This window comes from Enterococcus montenegrensis (genome assembly GCF_029983095.1).
Lineage (GTDB): Bacteria > Bacillota > Bacilli > Lactobacillales > Enterococcaceae > Enterococcus_C > Enterococcus_C montenegrensis.
This window is the reverse complement of record NZ_CP120467.1, coordinates 1,002,904-1,019,908: the sequence shown is the minus strand read 5'-3', so window position 1 is coordinate 1,019,908 and position 17,005 is coordinate 1,002,904. Positions and strand designations below refer to the sequence as shown.

17 protein-coding genes and 1 tRNA gene are annotated in these 17,005 nt (G+C 35.1%); 6 read left to right on the top strand and 12 right to left on the bottom strand.

Annotated features, from left to right (window positions below; genetic code table 11):
* Window positions 1–189 precede the first annotated feature (189 nt).
* From asnB to P3T75_RS04980, 7 genes are all read right to left on the bottom strand, one after another.
* Window positions 190–2,085, bottom strand: coding sequence for an asparagine synthase (glutamine-hydrolyzing) (gene asnB, locus P3T75_RS05010; protein ID WP_282462566.1), 1,896 nt, complete (start codon window positions 2,083–2,085; stop codon window positions 190–192).
* Window positions 2,086–2,289: 204 nt separating this feature from the next.
* Window positions 2,290–2,766 carry a pyridoxamine 5'-phosphate oxidase family protein gene (locus P3T75_RS05005; protein ID WP_282462365.1) on the bottom strand — a complete coding sequence of 159 codons (477 nt, stop codon included), beginning with the start codon at window positions 2,764–2,766 and terminating at the stop codon, window positions 2,290–2,292.
* A 180-nt stretch (window positions 2,767–2,946) separates the two neighbouring features.
* Window positions 2,947–3,435: a hypothetical protein gene (locus P3T75_RS05000; protein WP_206904617.1), complete on the bottom strand. Its 489-nt coding sequence runs from the start codon at window positions 3,433–3,435 to the stop codon at window positions 2,947–2,949.
* A gap of 628 nt (window positions 3,436–4,063) precedes the next feature.
* Window positions 4,064–5,515 (bottom strand): hypothetical protein, encoded by a 1,452-nt coding sequence (locus P3T75_RS04995; protein WP_282462364.1) that lies wholly within the window; start codon window positions 5,513–5,515, stop codon window positions 4,064–4,066.
* 5 nt (window positions 5,516–5,520) lie between these two features.
* Window positions 5,521–6,582 carry a nucleoid-associated protein gene (locus tag P3T75_RS04990; RefSeq protein ID WP_282462363.1) on the bottom strand — a complete coding sequence of 354 codons (1,062 nt, stop codon included), beginning with the start codon at window positions 6,580–6,582 and terminating at the stop codon, window positions 5,521–5,523.
* Between the two features lie 167 nt (window positions 6,583–6,749).
* Window positions 6,750–6,953, bottom strand: a complete 204-nt coding sequence (locus P3T75_RS04985; protein ID WP_282462362.1) for a hypothetical protein — start codon at window positions 6,951–6,953, stop codon at window positions 6,750–6,752.
* Between the two features lie 307 nt (window positions 6,954–7,260).
* A complete protein-coding gene (locus tag P3T75_RS04980; protein WP_282462361.1) occupies window positions 7,261–7,410 on the bottom strand; it encodes a hypothetical protein in 150 nt (49 codons plus the stop codon).
* Window positions 7,411–7,538: 128 nt separating this feature from the next.
* On the opposite strand from P3T75_RS04980, the gene P3T75_RS04975 reads away from it, so the two are divergent.
* The gene (locus P3T75_RS04975) at window positions 7,539–8,066 is read left to right on the top strand and encodes a site-specific integrase (RefSeq protein ID WP_282462360.1); all 528 of its coding nucleotides are present in this window, start codon (window positions 7,539–7,541) and stop codon (window positions 8,064–8,066) included.
* A gap of 97 nt (window positions 8,067–8,163) precedes the next feature.
* Here P3T75_RS04975 and P3T75_RS04970 read toward each other — a convergent pair.
* A tRNA-Ser gene (locus P3T75_RS04970) sits at window positions 8,164–8,251 on the bottom strand.
* A gap of 183 nt (window positions 8,252–8,434) precedes the next feature.
* The gene (locus P3T75_RS04965) at window positions 8,435–9,013 is read right to left on the bottom strand and encodes a TetR/AcrR family transcriptional regulator (protein ID WP_206904619.1); all 579 of its coding nucleotides are present in this window, start codon (window positions 9,011–9,013) and stop codon (window positions 8,435–8,437) included.
* Between the two features lie 406 nt (window positions 9,014–9,419).
* On the opposite strand from P3T75_RS04965, the gene P3T75_RS04960 reads away from it, so the two are divergent.
* Together P3T75_RS04960 and P3T75_RS04955 are read left to right on the top strand one after the other, a co-directional pair.
* The gene (locus P3T75_RS04960) at window positions 9,420–10,175 is read left to right on the top strand and encodes a threonine/serine exporter family protein (protein ID WP_282462359.1); all 756 of its coding nucleotides are present in this window, start codon (window positions 9,420–9,422) and stop codon (window positions 10,173–10,175) included.
* Entirely contained in the window at window positions 10,172–10,621 is a 450-nt protein-coding gene (locus tag P3T75_RS04955) for a threonine/serine exporter family protein (protein WP_282462358.1), read from the top strand. Before P3T75_RS04960 ends, P3T75_RS04955 begins: the two co-directional genes overlap by 4 nt.
* Before the next feature lie 116 nt (window positions 10,622–10,737).
* Here P3T75_RS04955 and P3T75_RS04950 read toward each other — a convergent pair whose 3' ends face one another.
* Together P3T75_RS04950 and P3T75_RS04945 are read right to left on the bottom strand one after the other, a co-directional pair.
* Entirely contained in the window at window positions 10,738–11,169 is a 432-nt protein-coding gene (locus P3T75_RS04950; protein ID WP_282462357.1) for a universal stress protein, read from the bottom strand.
* Window positions 11,170–11,183: 14 nt separating this feature from the next.
* Window positions 11,184–12,542, bottom strand: a complete 1,359-nt coding sequence (locus P3T75_RS04945; protein ID WP_230709041.1) for an Nramp family divalent metal transporter — start codon at window positions 12,540–12,542, stop codon at window positions 11,184–11,186.
* A 305-nt stretch (window positions 12,543–12,847) separates the two neighbouring features.
* Between P3T75_RS04945 and P3T75_RS04940 the strand changes: the two genes are divergently transcribed.
* Together P3T75_RS04940 and P3T75_RS04935 are read left to right on the top strand one after the other, a co-directional pair.
* Window positions 12,848–13,444, top strand: a complete 597-nt coding sequence (locus P3T75_RS04940; protein ID WP_206904635.1) for a TVP38/TMEM64 family protein — start codon at window positions 12,848–12,850, stop codon at window positions 13,442–13,444.
* A 124-nt stretch (window positions 13,445–13,568) separates the two neighbouring features.
* Entirely contained in the window at window positions 13,569–15,371 is a 1,803-nt protein-coding gene (locus P3T75_RS04935; protein ID WP_282462565.1) for a glycerophosphodiester phosphodiesterase, read from the top strand.
* A gap of 204 nt (window positions 15,372–15,575) precedes the next feature.
* On the opposite strand, the gene P3T75_RS04930 is transcribed toward P3T75_RS04935, so the two are convergent.
* Window positions 15,576–15,782 carry a hypothetical protein gene (locus tag P3T75_RS04930; protein WP_206904641.1) on the bottom strand — a complete coding sequence of 69 codons (207 nt, stop codon included), beginning with the start codon at window positions 15,780–15,782 and terminating at the stop codon, window positions 15,576–15,578.
* Between the two features lie 501 nt (window positions 15,783–16,283).
* Here P3T75_RS04930 and P3T75_RS04925 point away from each other — a divergent pair.
* Window positions 16,284–16,955, top strand: coding sequence for an MIP/aquaporin family protein (locus P3T75_RS04925; protein ID WP_206904644.1), 672 nt, complete (start codon window positions 16,284–16,286; stop codon window positions 16,953–16,955).
* Window positions 16,956–17,005 lie beyond the last annotated feature (50 nt).

Genomic DNA, 17,005 nt, shown 5'->3' with positions numbered 1-17,005 from the left:
AAACTTTGCGACCGCTCTTAAGCTTTATCACAATTAGAAAAGTTAAGGGACTCCCTAGCCATAAGTCATAAGCAAAAATTTGCAAATCTGTCAGATAAAAAAACCAAACGCTTGACCTTTCAAGTGGCAACGCCTAAAAGTTGGACTTTTAGACGCGCCTTTTGAAAAGTTTTACGTTTGGTTTTTTCATTATAGTGTTTCGTAAGTAATTGCTTTTGCGGTAGGAATTTCTTCATCGATAAAGTAAACTTTATACCAAGTTAGGAAAGTAAAGATTGTCCAAATTTTACGTTGTACTTCGGCTTTACCTTCGTGATGATCGTCTAATAATTTCATGATTTTTGTTTGATCAAAGAATTGTTTAGCAAAATCAGCCGTAAACAACGCTTTAACTTCTTCATAACCATGATCTTCTTTTAACCAAGCTTTAATTGGCACAGGAAAACCTAATTTTTCCCGATTTGCCCATTCTTCTGGCAAGTGACGATTAGCTGCTTGGCGGAAAGCATCCTTAGTATTGTTTTGATTCATTACATATTTTGCAGGAATGCGTTGTGCTAATTTCATCACTTCGATATCCAACAGTGGCACTCGTAATTCAAGGGAGCTGGCCATAGAAAGTTTGTCTGCCTTTAATAAAATATCTTTTGGCATCCATTGGTGGACATCCACGTATTGCATTTTATTAACTTCACTTTCAATTCCTTTTGTTTGATCAAAGTGAGGATTCATAATTTCTTTGACAGAAGGCGCATTTTGAAATTCTGGCTGCAAGTAGCTAGCCGCTTCTTGTTCTTCAAAAACTTTAGCATGGCCAATAAAGAAATCGCGTGCTGGTGCGGTTGCTTCATACAAATGAATGCGACCATGGAAATTACTCATTTTCCCAAACTTGCGACCAATAGAATAGCGCATCCCTTTTGGTAATTTTTTTAATCCTTGGGCAAAAACGCGTACCATTTTAGAATTGGTATGGAAACCATATGTTTGGTAACCGGCAAATAATTCATCTGCTCCTTCCCCTGATTGTACTACCCGAACAGATTGTGAAGCTAGGTTCGCCAAGAAATAAAGGGGTACACAAGATGGGTTGGAATCTGGTTCATCTAGATGATATTGAATTAATGGAAATGCCTTAAAGGACATATCGCCATCAATAACAGCTGCTGTATTGTTTAAGTCCAACATTTTGGTTAACTTGCGTGCTTCAATCGCTTCGTTATAGGTCTTGTCATCAAACCCAATCGAAAAGGAATGATCCGGACGTAAAACCGAAGTCACATAACTTGAGTCAACCCCACTCGATAAAAAGGCTCCCACTTCAACATCGGCAATCCGGTGAGCAGCAATTGAAGCTTCAACTGTCTTATCAATTTCTTCTACCCATTCTTCTTTTGAATGGTCATCTTTTTTCGTAAAGTCAGCATCCCAATATTCTTTAATTGTTAGTTTACCGTCTTTATACGTATAATAATGTCCTTCTGGTAAACGGTAAACATTTTTAAAGAATGTTTCACCGTTTAATGGTGAATATTGGAAAGTCATATAAGGTTTTAAAGCGGCTGTATTTAGTTCTTTGTTGAAATCTGGATGAGGTAAAAAGCTCTTGATTTCTGAACCAAACATAAACGTACCATTCATTTCAGCATAATAATACGGTTTAATCCCAAAATGATCGCGGGCACCAAATAATTCTTGTTTTTCAATATCCCAAATGGCAAAAGCGAACATTCCCCGTACTTTTTGTAAAAGTTCAGCACCCCATTCTTCGTAACCATGCAATAATACTTCTGTATCTGCATGTGTAGAAAAAACGTGTCCAGCGGCAATTAATTGTTCTCTCAAAGGTTGAAAATTGTAAATTTCACCATTAAAGATAATAACCTTGCTACGATCTTCATTATAAATAGGCTGTGAGCCGCCCTCTAAGTCAATAATTGACAACCGACGAAATCCCAACGCTACATTTTTATCTGTATATTTACCAGAACTATTAGGACCACGGTGGACGATGCGATCCATCATATCTTCAATAATTTCTTGTTTTTGATCCTTGCTATTCACAAAGCCGACAATGCCACACATATTTTCACGTCCTATTATTAAAATTTCATTTTCTACAAACCAGGACTTATCATAACATAAAATTAATAATCCTACGACTGAATTTACCAAATGCCCTTTTATCCAAAAAAGTTTTTTACTTTCTCTTAATATTTTATAAAAAATTAGCCCGCTGTCTTAAAAGCAGCATGTATTTTCTACTAACTTTATTGCTTTTTTCCACACTTATGGCGTGTGGACTTTTGCAGTCAAGCTATTGACTTTAATTGCAATCACCGCTGTGGCATTTAGCGCTTTGTTAGAGATTACCACTTCTTTTTTTGGGTCATAATGCGTGACAATTTTTTGTAACGCCGCTCTCTTTTTCTTTTCATCGGTTAAAATCAATGCCTCTCCGGTCCCAATTATGCTTTGGTAGGCATAAGAATAGGATTGTTTTTTTTCATCTATGAGCAGTTGCTGCCCACAGTCCATTTCAAAACCAATCTTATTATTTTTAGCCAGCAACGCCAATTTTAGCCCTGTCTTTGCACCATGAATAAAAAGCGTCAAATCATTTTCTCCTGACCATTCATAACCAAAATTAACGGGCACAATATAAGGGTAGTCTGCTTGCGTCATTGCCAAACGTAAAACCAAACATTGGGCCACTATTTGCTTTATTGTTGCTACTTCTGTAACTTCGCGATCTTTTCTACGCATAATTGCCTCCTGTTTTCTTTCTATTATATAGATATCTAACACTTTTAGTGAAATAAAAAAAGACCAAAATGAGTTTGGTTAAAGTTTTATTTTCCCGCCATGCACGAAAAAATGTGTGCGGTATAAAAACTATCACTTCTCATTTAAGTCTTTCATTTCAAATTCACTTCATTTACCACTTCAAATCTCTGCAGCAACAGGTTTTAATTCAAAAATAAATTTGAAATCTCGTTGTTGTATATCACCACTGTATGTCAAATCGTATTCGTGGGCTAAGACGTTAACCGTCTGCCCACCCAAACGAATCACTGCATTTCCCACCAAAGCCAAACTGGTGTACATCTCTTTAGCTATGCCGTGAGCATCATTGTTACGTTTAGCTAACTTCATCAACAGCTCGGCACTATTGCAGTCATCTCCAGATTGCAACACAGAAGTAATCATTTTAGATGCTTTAATAAATGGAAATAATGGCACAACACTAATTAGCAACATAAATGCAAGTTTTCCTTTCACCACAATTCTCTCTTCATTTCCTGTAATGGCGTCTTTAAGCTGTTTAAAATCTGAATACTCTGCTTGCGATAGCGGAACATTGGCAAAAGCATTAAAATATCGCAAATCTTCTTTCGTCAAATCCGTTTCTATCTGATTTTCTTTGTGATTCATTTTAATCCCTCCTTGATTATTTCATCCCACTTTTTCTATTTTTATTTTAACACTTTTTTAATCAATCGCAAATAAATTACCAACAACCTTATTTCAAAAAAAGTAAAAATAAAAAAAATCGTAAAAAAATTTTACATAAAGCAACGAAAAAAAGGAGCAAATAGCTCTCTAATTCCTCATCACAAATAATTAAATAAAAAACAAGTTGCTACACTAAAACTATAATTTCCATCTGATTTGTTATTTTGAAAAACGGTACTAAAAAGCAAGCATATCACAAACACTTTTGGGAAAGCATTTGTTTTAATCAACCACCCTAACACGTTCAAATAAAAGCTTGCAAAAGATTATAGTCAGTAAAAAACTATATAAACATATCTTACGACAAAAAACGCTAGGCAAAAGTCAAAATAACTTTTGCCTAGCGTAATCTTTAAGGAGAGTACGAGATTAAGAGCTGTATTTAAGCACTTTTTCTGATTGTTAAAATGCGCTTTTCAAACTTAATTTATCCGAGATACTCTCATGTAATTTCACATAATTATTTTTAATGCAGTCAATTTGCAGTCAAAATTTCTCATCTAACGTGGGGCGGCCGTTCACTTTGTGGACGGTTTTTAATTTCATTTTAGTATCCAATTATTGTCTTTATTATATCTTTTGGTATTGAAAATTTAACAAACCTATTTGAAAAAAATAATAATACAAACAAAACAATAAGTACACTCATAAGGACGATAGTCCAACATCTATAAGTATTATAAATGCCTACTGATTTATCCAAATATCTTTTTTTTAGGCTTGAAAAAGAATAATCATTTTCTATACTGGTCTCTATTTTTCCAAATTCTTCAGTGTATCTTTTCAAACTGTTCAACAAAGACTGTTGCTGCTGATTTTGATATATAACAATAATTAATTGTATAACAAAGAAAAATATATAACTCAGTAAAACTAAATTTAGCATTGCGGAAGACTTACTATTATTTATATCCTTTATTAAACCAATAAAAATAGTTCCTAACAGGCTCAATAAGACGGTTCGTATTTGACTGACTAGCGAATTAGTAAGCTCCTCAATTTTTTTTGTTGTACTAATAAACTCTTGTAGCAGCTGATTTTTTTGATCCAAAAATATTTTTATTTTGTCTTGGATATAAGCATTAAAGTTATATTCTACATTCTTCTTTATCTCAAAAATTTTCTTTTCTAAACCAGCAATATCTTCGTCACTATCCATATACAAAGTACATGTATTTCTTAAAAGTAATAGCTTATCATGGTTTCTCTGTTTATCTATTATAAACTTCATTAATTCTCCAATAATATTACAAACTTCTCCAGATACTTCTTTTTTACCAGAAATATCCAAATGAACGGTTTTATAACCACGAATTATGAATTTAGTTTTAGAAACTACTGTATTGCTTACAATTGAAAAAAAAGTTTCTAACACAGCATGTTTAAATAAAGGCCTAGCCTGCGTATTATCCGATATAGATATCCAAGATATCGGATAATCTAAATAATTATTTAACTTTTTATTCTTGAAAACTGAATTAAGAACCTCCAATTCAGAGAGTTCTTCCTCATCAATATCATCATTAAACGCAGTCGTAAGATTTTTGGAGAATTGTTCAAAATTAAATATATGAATAAATTTTGATTCAAACTCCAAGTTCTCTCCAACTAATAGCACAATTAATTTTTTTGAAGAATTATTAACCTTAACATCCGGAATAGCGGAAAAGAAATTAGCATGATTTAAGAAAAAGTAAAAATTGTCTATCAAATCGAATTCTATTTTGTCCTTTTTTATTGTCACAGTCACTTGTACTTCCTTGCTGACTTCTTTGTAGCCGTTGTCTCCAAACGATTTGATAAACTCTGCTACATTTCCAACGAAAGGATCGAGAGAGTCATAAATAAATGAGTTGCTAACGATCTCTGATTTGTTTAAGAAGTCAATACTATCTAATTCATTAACCGGAACAATGAATCTCAATTCCATCCTACGAGCAACATCAGTTACAACTTTATCGTTATATTTTTCAACAAAATTAAGTATCTGATTTTGCATTTTTACTACCTCCTAGTGTGGACTTGTTCTAATTCGCTTCCAATTCCATTTTTCAAAGTTACTATAACATCACCGTTTGGCCGTGGTTCAATAAAGTAATCATCTTCAAATGTAAGAGTAGGAGAAAATCTAAATTCCACATTTTTGTTAGGTGTCCTAAAAATCACTTCTTTTACAACTCCTTCATCCGGAACAAAAGTGAACTGAGCATCTGGATACACTTGTAGTATCTTGTCCTTAAAATCACTTATGCTCTCTGCTAGGTCAAGATTTCTAAAAGGCTCTTTCAATAGTGGTCTGAGAATAGGCTCTAAATCGGTATCAATATCAAACTTATCTTGTTCCAAAAATCGCTTTCTCAATTCACTATTTAATTTAGGTTTAGATGCTATTTCTATTAACTGATCAAAGGAGTTGACAATTTCGCTTTGAATAAACTTGGTCATGTTTTTATCTGAGGATAATTCTTTGGCATTTAAAAAATACTCCATAAAATACCGTGCCTCGTTAATCCCTTTTTGCTTATCTAAAACAAACAGATGAAATTCATTTTCCCTATATTCTTTAAGCTCAATCAATGCCGATTTATGAAGCTTTTCATTAATCGAAGGCAGCATATCTCTCCGTACCGTAATCGATAGATCGGCATTTACTTGAACACCATCATTTGGATCCATCTTAAGTAACCCAACAAATTTCTTTTCATTATCTTGGTACAGTATCACAAAAAGAGATCCATCACTTCGAGATGATGAGTGTCTTATTCGCTCCGCCAATCTTTGTGTTAGCCAGCGTGATTCTTCAATAAATATTCCATCAAGCTCATCAGTATCTTGAGCTTCGATAATTTTAGTCATGGATTTTCGAATTGAATTGTCTTCAATATCTGCAAACTGACATCTTTTCATAGCCCCTTGTTTTCTAGAATTTATAATATGTTTTTGAAAAAAAGGTAATGCTTCTTGCAAGTCCTTATTACTTAAATCAATGCATGTATCATTCAAAACAGGGCGTAAATTGTTGATATTTAGTTTATGAACAATCATTTTAGAAATAATTAATGTCATCATAATCCTTCTTTCTGCTATTTATATCCGTTAACACAATTAAATCAAAAGTGAGCTTAGAAAACAAGCGTTTCCCAAGCCCACCAAACGGATATAATCTAAAAGGATTATGACAAAATTATACCACAAACCACTGATAACAGGCGAACGTAAATTCGTCAAAAGAGCTATTCAATGATCTCAATGGATTCTATCTCCTCTTCGCCAACTTCGTTTAAGCCCCCGTACTTTGTACCAATCAAGGCAATCTCATCATAAAGTTCTTCCTCGGTATCAATTGCAGGGGTGTAAGTCTTCACGAAACCGGTAATTACCTCGCCATCTTTATAAACAATCCGTACATTCTTTTCAAAATATGGTCTAAGATTCATCACACTGGCTCCTTCCTAGAATAGCAGAAAGCGGAAGCACGAAGCCTCCGCCACCTCCAACCGCTAAGTAATATTTCCGACAACTTATTATATCAAACAACAGCTATCTATTCCAGAATCCCCAGAGACTGACAGAAGGCAACTGCTGCAACATCTACTTCCTCAGTGATCACCTTCCCCCACTTCCCAACTTGCTTAGAAATCTGAGCAGCATTCAACCCGTAGAAACGTTTAAGGATAAACACACGTTTGCGAAAAGCAGTGGTTCACTTGTCCACGGAGGACTTCAATCTGCCTTTGAAGACTGCTATTCCTTTTCATAGGCTTCCCCCACTGTATGCTTCAGCTCGTCCAGCTGTTCCTGGATGTCATTCAGCTCAATCGACCTATAAGCAATGTCCAGCACATTCTTCGCTGACTGAACTCGGGCATTCGGAGCCGCTTCTTTGTCCAGCATGACCTCTTTTAAAACAGCCACAGCTTCTTCCGAGGCCTTCTGTAGTTAGCGGTGACTGTTGCATAGCTTCTCGTCTCAAAGCTCTGTATTCAGCCATAAAATGAGCATCCTTCAGATATTTGTAGCCAGTGCTCTTATTTATACCAGCAAGCTTAGAATGGCGCTCGGTTGATTTTGAGAACAAATGTATTCATATACGACAAACACTCGCTAGAGGAAAAAATAAACGTCTCTATTTAGAAACACCAAAGACAAAACATTCTAATCGTTCGGTTGCATTGGACGATCAAACTCTTGCTATTCTAAAAAGATGGAGAGTAGAACAAAAGGCACTTATGCTTCAGTTTGGCCATAACACTTTGGAACCAAATCAATTAGTATTTTCTGGCCAAGAAAGCAACTCTTTTATTCAACTTTCCAAACCAAGAACTTGGATGCTTCAAACTATTAACAAAAACAAACTACGAGAAATTACTATCCACGGTTTCCGGCATACTCACGCAACCCTACTTCTTGAAGCTGGAGTAAGTCCTAAAGTAATCTCGGAACGCTTAGGCCACTCATCAATTCAAGTGACGTTAGACCTCTACTCTCATGTTACAAAAAAGATGGAAAAAGAGGTTCCAAATGTGTTTGCGAAGGTCATGAGTGACTAAATGCAGTCAAAATGCAGTCAAAACAAAAAAATAAAGCGTTGGAAACCCACTGATTGCCTTCAGATAAGGGTTTCTAACACTTTACAAAATCAAGATAAGGAGAGTACGGGATTTGAACCCGTGCACCGGTGTAAACCGGCTCGCTGGATTTCGAGTCCAGTGCATTACCGCTCTGCCAACTCTCCATGGGCTACTTCTTTTATTTTCGTCAAAATTGAAAAAAAGTCAATTAAGATGTACCTCATAAAAAAACGCGAATTAACTGTCATGGACTACTCCTTTTAAAAACAGCCTGCCTTTGAAAGAAAAAGTATTATGAACAGCTAAGACGCATCTTTCTTTTATAAGCGTGATTTTTCACTAGTAAACTAGCCTTCCCCATTAAAAATTTTTTCTGGAGCCTCCATTTTCAAAATACCATCAACAGCAGATTGAATTAATTCACCAATTTGTTCTTGAGAAGGGTGAATAATACCAGAAGACATCAAAGAAGCAATTCCTGTCACTGTGATCCAAGTCCCATCATGAAGTGCTTTGATGTACTCGTCAGACAAGTCAGCATATTCTGGGCAATTTGCCACCATATTTTTGAAGTATTCATATGAAAACTCGTGCATCATTTTGCCGCCGCCATATTCATCAACAAATAAGGCAACATACAAATTACGATTTTCTTGGGCAAAATTAATGTAATTCAAACCCAAGTCAACAATTTGATTTCCTGTATGCTTAATCGGAAAGACATTTTCTTGTAAATCACGCATAACTGTTTCAACCAAAGTGTTTTTAAGATCTTGCATATTTTTAAACTCTAAATAAATCGGCTGGGTTGAAATCCCCATTTTTTTAGCAATGTTACGGGCTGTAAACTTACTGAAGCCATCTTTTGAAATAACTTCATAAGCGGCTTTCAATATTTGATCTTTTGTATAAACCTTACGACGCATAGAAAGTCACCTCTCCTTTATAATAACATTTATCATTCATAAGTTTATTGTAAACAAAAATAGAATTTTTGGGAAATGATATACCTCAAAAATAGTTATCTATCTTAAAGAAAAAAATTCGTACGATAACGAGAGATACCAAATTAACCAACAGTTCACAATAAATTTATGACATAAAATATCTTAAAAAGATAATAAGACATTTCACAAACTATTACAACCGTTATTTTTATTAAATCTATATTAATTTATTTTAAGCTAAAACAAAAATTTCTCAATTTTCTGATATTTCTTTATCAGTGTTTTTGAATAAAACGGCAAAAAAACTTTTCACCTAATAAAAATTAAAAGCAATTCAAACAACGAAATGATAGAATAGAAGCAACTTTACAAATGAGGTAAACAAATGAAAGAAGAGCTTGTTTTAAGTACCTGTCTTATGGCGGGTAAAATTATGATGGAGAATGGTTCAGAAGTATATCGTGTAGAAGATACGATGAATCGAATCGCAGAAAACGCTGGGATTTCTAACACTGTTAGTTATGTTACGGCAACTGGCCTATTTATGAGTATACGTAATTCTTCTTTTTCTCAATTAGAAGAGGTACATGAACGTTCCATCAACTTAGAAAAAATTGTCGCCGTCAATCATCTTTCCCGCGAATTTGCAGCTAAAAAGATTACTTTAAACGAGTTAAATGCACGACTAAAACGTGTGAACTGTGACACACCGAGTTTTTCTTTACTTTGGCAAGTGCTAGCAGCAGGTTTTGTTAGTTGTACTTTAATGTATATCTTTGGCGGGACATGGCAAGATTTTACCCCCACGTTTTTTATTGGCTGTCTTGGATTTATCGCAGGAATTTATGTAAAAAAATGGTTACAAATGCGTTTTTTAGATATGTTTGTTGCAGCTTTTGTTATTGGTGCGTTGGCTATTTCATGTGTAAAGCTGGGATTAGCCAGCAATGTTGACCACATTATAATCGGAGCGGTAATGCCTTTAGTCCCTGGTGTAGCCATCACGAACTCATTTCGTGACATTTTATCAGGGGATCTGCTAAGCGGGGTTGCTCGGGGGATTGAAGCTTTATTTATTGCGGCTGCTATTGGTGTTGGAATTGCGACCACGCTGCTTTTATTTGGAGGTGGTATCGCATGATCTTATATGGCATTCATTTTTTCTTTAGTTTTATCAGTACTGTAGCTTTTGGTATTATCACTAATATCCCCAAACGTTCCTTATTAGCAACAGGTTTAACCGGTGCCATCGGCTGGATGGTGTATTGGTTATTACGACAAAACGCGCAAGGATTAGGCTTTTCTAACTTTGTCGCTGCCATTGCGATTGGCTGTTTCAGCATCTTTTTTTCGCGGCGTCTTAAAATGCCGATGATTATTTTCAACATCCCCAGTTTGGTGCCGCTAGTTCCAGGCGGTCCTGCTTATCAAGCCATTCGTGAATTGGTGTTAGGTGATTCTGCCAAATCGTTAGATAATCTAAAAATTGTCATTATGACTGCCGGTGCGATTGCCGCAGGCTTTATGATAACATCACTCGTTGAAACACTGGTGTTTAAATTTAATCCTTCTATCAAAAAAAGATGAGACAAAAGTTAGTTTACTTTTGTCTCACCTTTTTTATTACGGCTATACCAGCAGACGTGGGCCATTTTATTACAAATAAATGGCGTTTAAATCGTGGTTTTTATCACAACTTTATTTTAGCGAATAATTAAAACTGAACAACTTGCTCCTTTTGCGAGTAAAGCAGCTTGACTTCCTAAAACTAGCGGGGCATGATTCGGTTTACTTTTGGAACCGCAAATTAGTAAGTCTGGTTTTACCGCGGGTAAAATTTTATCTAAAATAACTGTTGCCGGTGTTCCTTCATCGACCACAACCGTTGCCTCTTTTACTCCTTTGCTTAATGCTTGTTTACGATAGTTTTCCGCGATTGCAATTGTATCTTGCTTATGCAGCGCAATTGTTTCAGGCGTTAGATACTCGTACACATTCAAGCGATTAATTTCGAAAATAGTTGTAATCGTCAAAGAGGCTTGATGCTCCATTGCATATGTTAACGCATATTCAAAAGCTTTTTTTGAATCATTCGAATCATCTACTGCTACTAAAATACACTTAAAAGTATTCATTACTCCTCACCTTTCTACCCATTTGCACCTGTTAATGTGCTGTAGATTAAAAACAGATTTAAAACGGTCAAAACAATAGCGATCACCCAAGCTAAAATTTTCATCCATGTTGGGTTAGCAAATCTACCCATGATTTTTTTATCACTCGTATAAATTGTTAATGGAATAATTGAAATCGGTAAGGCAATACTCAAAAAGACTTGCGTATAAAGTAGCAAATCTTCAACTGCAGATTCTCTACCACCATATAAAATGACACAAATAATAACGGGCACAATTGCTAACAAACGTGTTACTACTCGACGCATCCACAATGGCATCTTCAAATTAATGAAACCTTCCATCACAATTTGCCCTGAAAGTGTTCCGGTAATAGTAGAATTTTGACCAGAAGCAAGTAACGCAACAGCAAAGAGCGTACTTAAAAGTGGACTTGCGATATTTCCTACGATACTTGGATCTTTTAAAGCATCATATAAATCAACAAATTTTCCTAAATCACTGTTTGTCCCATAAAATAATGCTCCACCTAATACTAATAATAAGCAGTTGACTACAAAAGCTACAGTCAGCTGAATGTTGGAATCCCAAGTGGTAAATTTAATTGCTCTGGCTTTTTCTTCCTCATCGTTGCGGTCAAATTTACGGGCTTGTGAAATAGAGGAGTGCAAATATAAGTTGTGGGGCATAACAGTTGCGCCGACAATCCCCAATGCCAATAAAAGCATCGATTTATCGGTGGCAATTTTGGGATCTGGAATAAAACCACGTAACACTTCACCGAGCTGCGGTTGTGCTAACGCAACTTCATAGGCAAAAACCATGAAAATAACTGCGATTAAAACTGCAACAATCGCTTCAATCTTTCGAAAACCTAGTTTCGTCAATAATAGCAATAATAAAACATCCAATGTAGTAATTAAAACCCCTACGATTAAAGGTAGACCAAATAATAACTGTAATGCCACCGCACCACCAATTACTTCGGCGATATCCGTTGCCATAATCGCTAATTCAGTAATAATCCATAAAACAAACCCGGTCTTTTTCGATGTGTGTTCCCGTGTTGCTTGGGCTAAGTCGCGTCCGGTAACAATTCCTAATTTTGCTGCCATACTTTGTAACAGCATCGCAATCAAACTCGATAATAAAATGACACTTAACAAAGCATATTTGTATTCTGCACCACCAGCAATTGAAGTAATCCAATTACCAGGATCCATGTAGCCTACAGCTACTAAAGCACCCGGCCCACTATAAGCGAGCAGTGTGCGAAAGAAACTAGCGTTTTTAGGGACCTCAACTGTATTATTGATTTCCTCTAAGCTTGGTCCATTTGCGTATTCAATTAATTTTTCTTTTTTATGACTCATCTCATCACTCTTTTCTATGCAACTCAATTATTTTTTAGGTTAACCGAAACTTTTGACAAACTGAGTGTACACCTATTTTTTTTAGCTGTAAACTAGAAACACATTTAAAAAGCAACAAATAATCTTTAATTTTTATAAATCAGCCTTCAGTAGGATAGCTTTTCTTATTAAAAGCTCTTATAATACAGTTGGTTCAAACTTATTAGCCAACTTACAAATTTGTTTGTTCTTTGTCAGTCAAAACACAGGGCAAATAAAAAAATTCCTTGTATAATATTAGTATATCAAACAAAGGAGATGAGACCATGAGTATCGCTCTTTCTCGCAAAATTATTAATACGATTTCTGTTATAGGCATTTTAGTTTCAATTGCCTTAACGATATATTTTATCAATTTAGGTGTCTTTAAAGATATCAACGCTCTAAGAGGATTAGTCGGTGACTCGATTATTTTAGGTCCGATCATCTTCATTCTCTTACAAATTTTACAAGTTGTCATTCCGATTATCCCCGGCGGTATTTCTAGTGCCGCAGGCGTGTTGATCTTTGGACCTTTTGCTGGTTTTGTTTACAATTATGTGGGCATTTGTATCGGTTCAATCATTATTTTCCTTTTAGGACGCCGTTACGGGAAACCATTTATTTTAAGCATGATCAGTGACAAGACTTATAATAAATATATTGGCTGGTTAGATAATCAAAGCCGCTTTGAAAAATTGTTTGCCCTAGCCATTTTCTTACCTGTTGCGCCTGATGATGCCCTTTGTTTAATGGCCGGCCTTACCAATATCTCAGTTAAAAAATACGTTTGGATTATTTTATTAGCAAAACCACTATCTATTTTCTTATACAGCATGGCTTTAATTTATGGCGGTTCATTTTTGACTGGACTGCTTGGCTAGAAATAAAAATGCCCCACTTAGCTTAACTCTGAGTGGGGCATTTTTATCTGCAATTTAACTTTTACCCGCTCTATTTTCTTTGTTGAAAGTTGTTTTTCCGCTACAATAGAGATAGGTGATGAAGATGAAGTATTTAAAAGAGTCAGTAAAAAATACCTGGGATTTTTTAGTCAAAACAAATGTTTACTTTCGTGATGTCTTATTAATGCATGGCTTCATTTTATTTGTTGTCATTCCCCTTCTAAGCAGCTCAACCAAATTTATTTTAAAACGCGGTGCGATTCATTATTTATCCTATGATAATTTAGGTGGAATTGCGACACAACACCCAGCAGTTACTTTTTTATTAGTGGTCATCTTGCTGCTAATTTTATTGTTGGTTTTCTTTGAGTTTACCTTTTTACTTTTAAGTGTGTACTTCATTGAGAAAAAGCAACCCGTTTCGTTGAAACAGCTGTTACGGATGACGATGATTCAGTTAAAAAAATTGCGGCCTAGCGTTTTTATCTTTTTTCTTTTTTACTTTTTACTAATTTTACCCATCGGTGGTTTGAGCTTTAATTCTGATTTATTAGCACGCATTAAAATTCCTGCTTTTATTATGGATTTTATTTTTACCAACCGTTTGTTAATTATCTCAGGTTTTGTTTTGGGCTATCTTGTTCTTATTTATATCGGTATTCGTTTAATCTTTGCTTTACCAGAGATGATTTTACGTGATCGTCCCTTTAGAGATGCCTTTAAGGAAAGTTTTTTGATTACAAAACGGCGCTTTTTTGCCATTATTGGTCGTTTTTTATTTATTGGTGGTGCAATTTTACTAATAACCGGGCTTAGCTTTACCATTGTGGTAGGAGCACAAGCCTTGATTGAAGAATTTTTCCCCGACTATGCGTTAATTAGTGCAGTTTTTGCAATGACGTTGCTCCAATTTTTTTTACTTGTCAATTTGGTTTTATCAACGGTTGGAATTTTTTATATTATTATCGATTTTATGAACGACGAAGGCTTCTTGCCAGAAATCCCTAAATGGTTTTATCAAGAATCGTTACCTAATCCGCGCCTTGAAGGAATTAAAAATACCTTACTCATTTTAATTGCAGTCTTTTTTGGAGTTGGTGTTAGCTTGTACAACATGGATTATCTCAATCAAGAAATTACGAAAATTCCACTTACAATTTCCCATCGTGGCGTAGATGATGGCAATGGTGTTCAAAATAGCTTGGCTTCTTTACAAAAAACCAGTCAAAGCCAACATCCTGATTATGTCGAGATGGACATCCAAATGACAAGTGACCATCAATTTGTTGTTATCCATGACTTTAATTTGAAAAATTTAGGGGGTGTCAATCAAGCACCGGAAAAAATGACCCTTGCTGAAATTCAAAAAGTGACTTTAAAAGAAAATGATCAAACTGCGAAAATCCCTACTTTTGATTCTTATCTGGCGGAAGCAAAACGCCTGAACCAAAAATTATTAGTCGAAATTAAGACGCAACAAAAAGATACCGCACCAATCGTTCAAGTTTTTTTGAAAAAGTATCAAAATGAAATTGTTTCAAACCATCATATGCTGCAAAGTCTATCTTTTTCAATTGTTGAATCCTTGAAAACACAGGTACCTCAACTTACTGTTGGCTATATTTTACCTTTTAACGTGGTAGGACCACCAATTACAAAAGCAGATTTCCTAACGATGGAATATTCGACGATTAATCATAATTTCATTTCCTCTGCTAAAGAAGATGGCAAGAAGGTTTTTGTCTGGACGCCAAATAGTAGTGAGGATATGAGTCGGATGATTTTTTACGAAGTAGATGGCATTATTACTGATCAAATGGCTACGTTAAATCAAACTATTAAAGATGCACAAACTAAAGTCACTTATTCTGATAAGCTATTAAACTTTGTTATCGGAGTTGGTTAAGTAAATAAGCTCAAAAGCCGTGTTGAAAAGTTCTATCTTAACCCTACAGATTGCTTTTAAAGCAAAAAAAGGCAGCTGCGCCAAAAGTCAAACTAACTTTGGCGCAGCTGCCTTTTTAATTATGAAATACAGCAGTCATACTGTACTCAATTTTTAAAATGACAATTCCTGTTTTCCTAGTCGTGACTAGAAAGTTGTCATTTATTAGGCTACAACCGCAATATCTCGAATATCTTCATAACGTACCAACAAGCGATTTTGCGCTTCAATCACTTTAGGTCGATCACAACGCTCACATTCTGTAACTGAAATCAAGACTGTATTCGTATATGTATGTTCGACAAAGCCTGCGACTTCGCTCGTTAATCCGACTGGTTTGCATAAGTATGTTTTCCCAACTTCTACTTCCATTAATAACACCTCCCTCACTTAATTTCAGGTATATCATAACAGAAAAAATTAAATTTGAAAACGCTTTTTGTTTATTTTTTTAATTTTTCCCACTCTTTTGTTTCCGATATAGACCAAAATTATTTTTTTATCAATTTTACTTCTAATATAATTTATTCTCTTTTTTACTTCATAATAAAAAGCTCAAAATAAAGCTACTTACCCAGATATTAATTTTTCTCAAACCGTCTTTCACCTTCCTTCCCCACTTTCAATCAAAACCAATACCAATTTATAAATGAAACAATATTAATAGAGATTATAGTAAAAGAAGAATGTTTTTTTCAAAAATTAAATTAGAAAACACTTTTTAAAAAATAACTATCGCTATAAATAAAAACAACACGGAATTTATTTCTTTTAATTTGAACACATCTTCTCTTTTTTGTATATAGGGCCTATCTTTTTACAGCCGTCCACTTTATTACTATAATTAACTTTATAGAAAGGAGATGAAAAAATATGGCTTTATTCAGAAAATGCTTTGGTGAATTTATGGGCACTTTCATGTTGGTTTTTGTCGGAACCGCCACTGTTGTTGTTGGTAAAACAGATCCACTTGCGATTGGTTTAGCATTCGGGTTGACGATTACTATTATGGATTTAGCAGTCGGTCACGGTGCGTTGTCAAATGGCTTGTTTAATCCTGCTGTTACCATTGCAATGGCAATTAACAAACGGGTTTCTTGGAAAGATTCAATCTTTTTTATCATTAGTCAATTTGTTGGTGCTATCGTCGCTTCATTCTTTGTCGGTATCTTTGGCAAAGCGTTGAAGGTTCCTGCTGGTTCTTACGGTCAAACAGACTTTAGTGAAATTAGCGCAGGTATGGCATTTGGTGTCGAAACACTAATTACCTTCTTATTTATTTTTGTTATTATTATGGCTACTAGTAAAAAATATGGTAGTGGTGCGTTAGCATCTTTTGCCATCGGTCTTGTCTTGGCACTGTTAATTATTGTTGCCTTAAACTTAACGGGGGGATCTCTAAATCCTGCTCGTAGTTTTGGTCCGGCAATTTTTGCTGGTGGTACTGCTTTAAGTCACTACTGGGTATACTTATGTGCACCGGTTGTCGGTGGCGTATTAGCGGCATTAGTCACACAATTTTTAGGTAGCGAAGAAGAAGCTTAATCTTCCTGCTAAATAAAATACTAAACAGTTCCCATTGGGAGCTGTTTTTT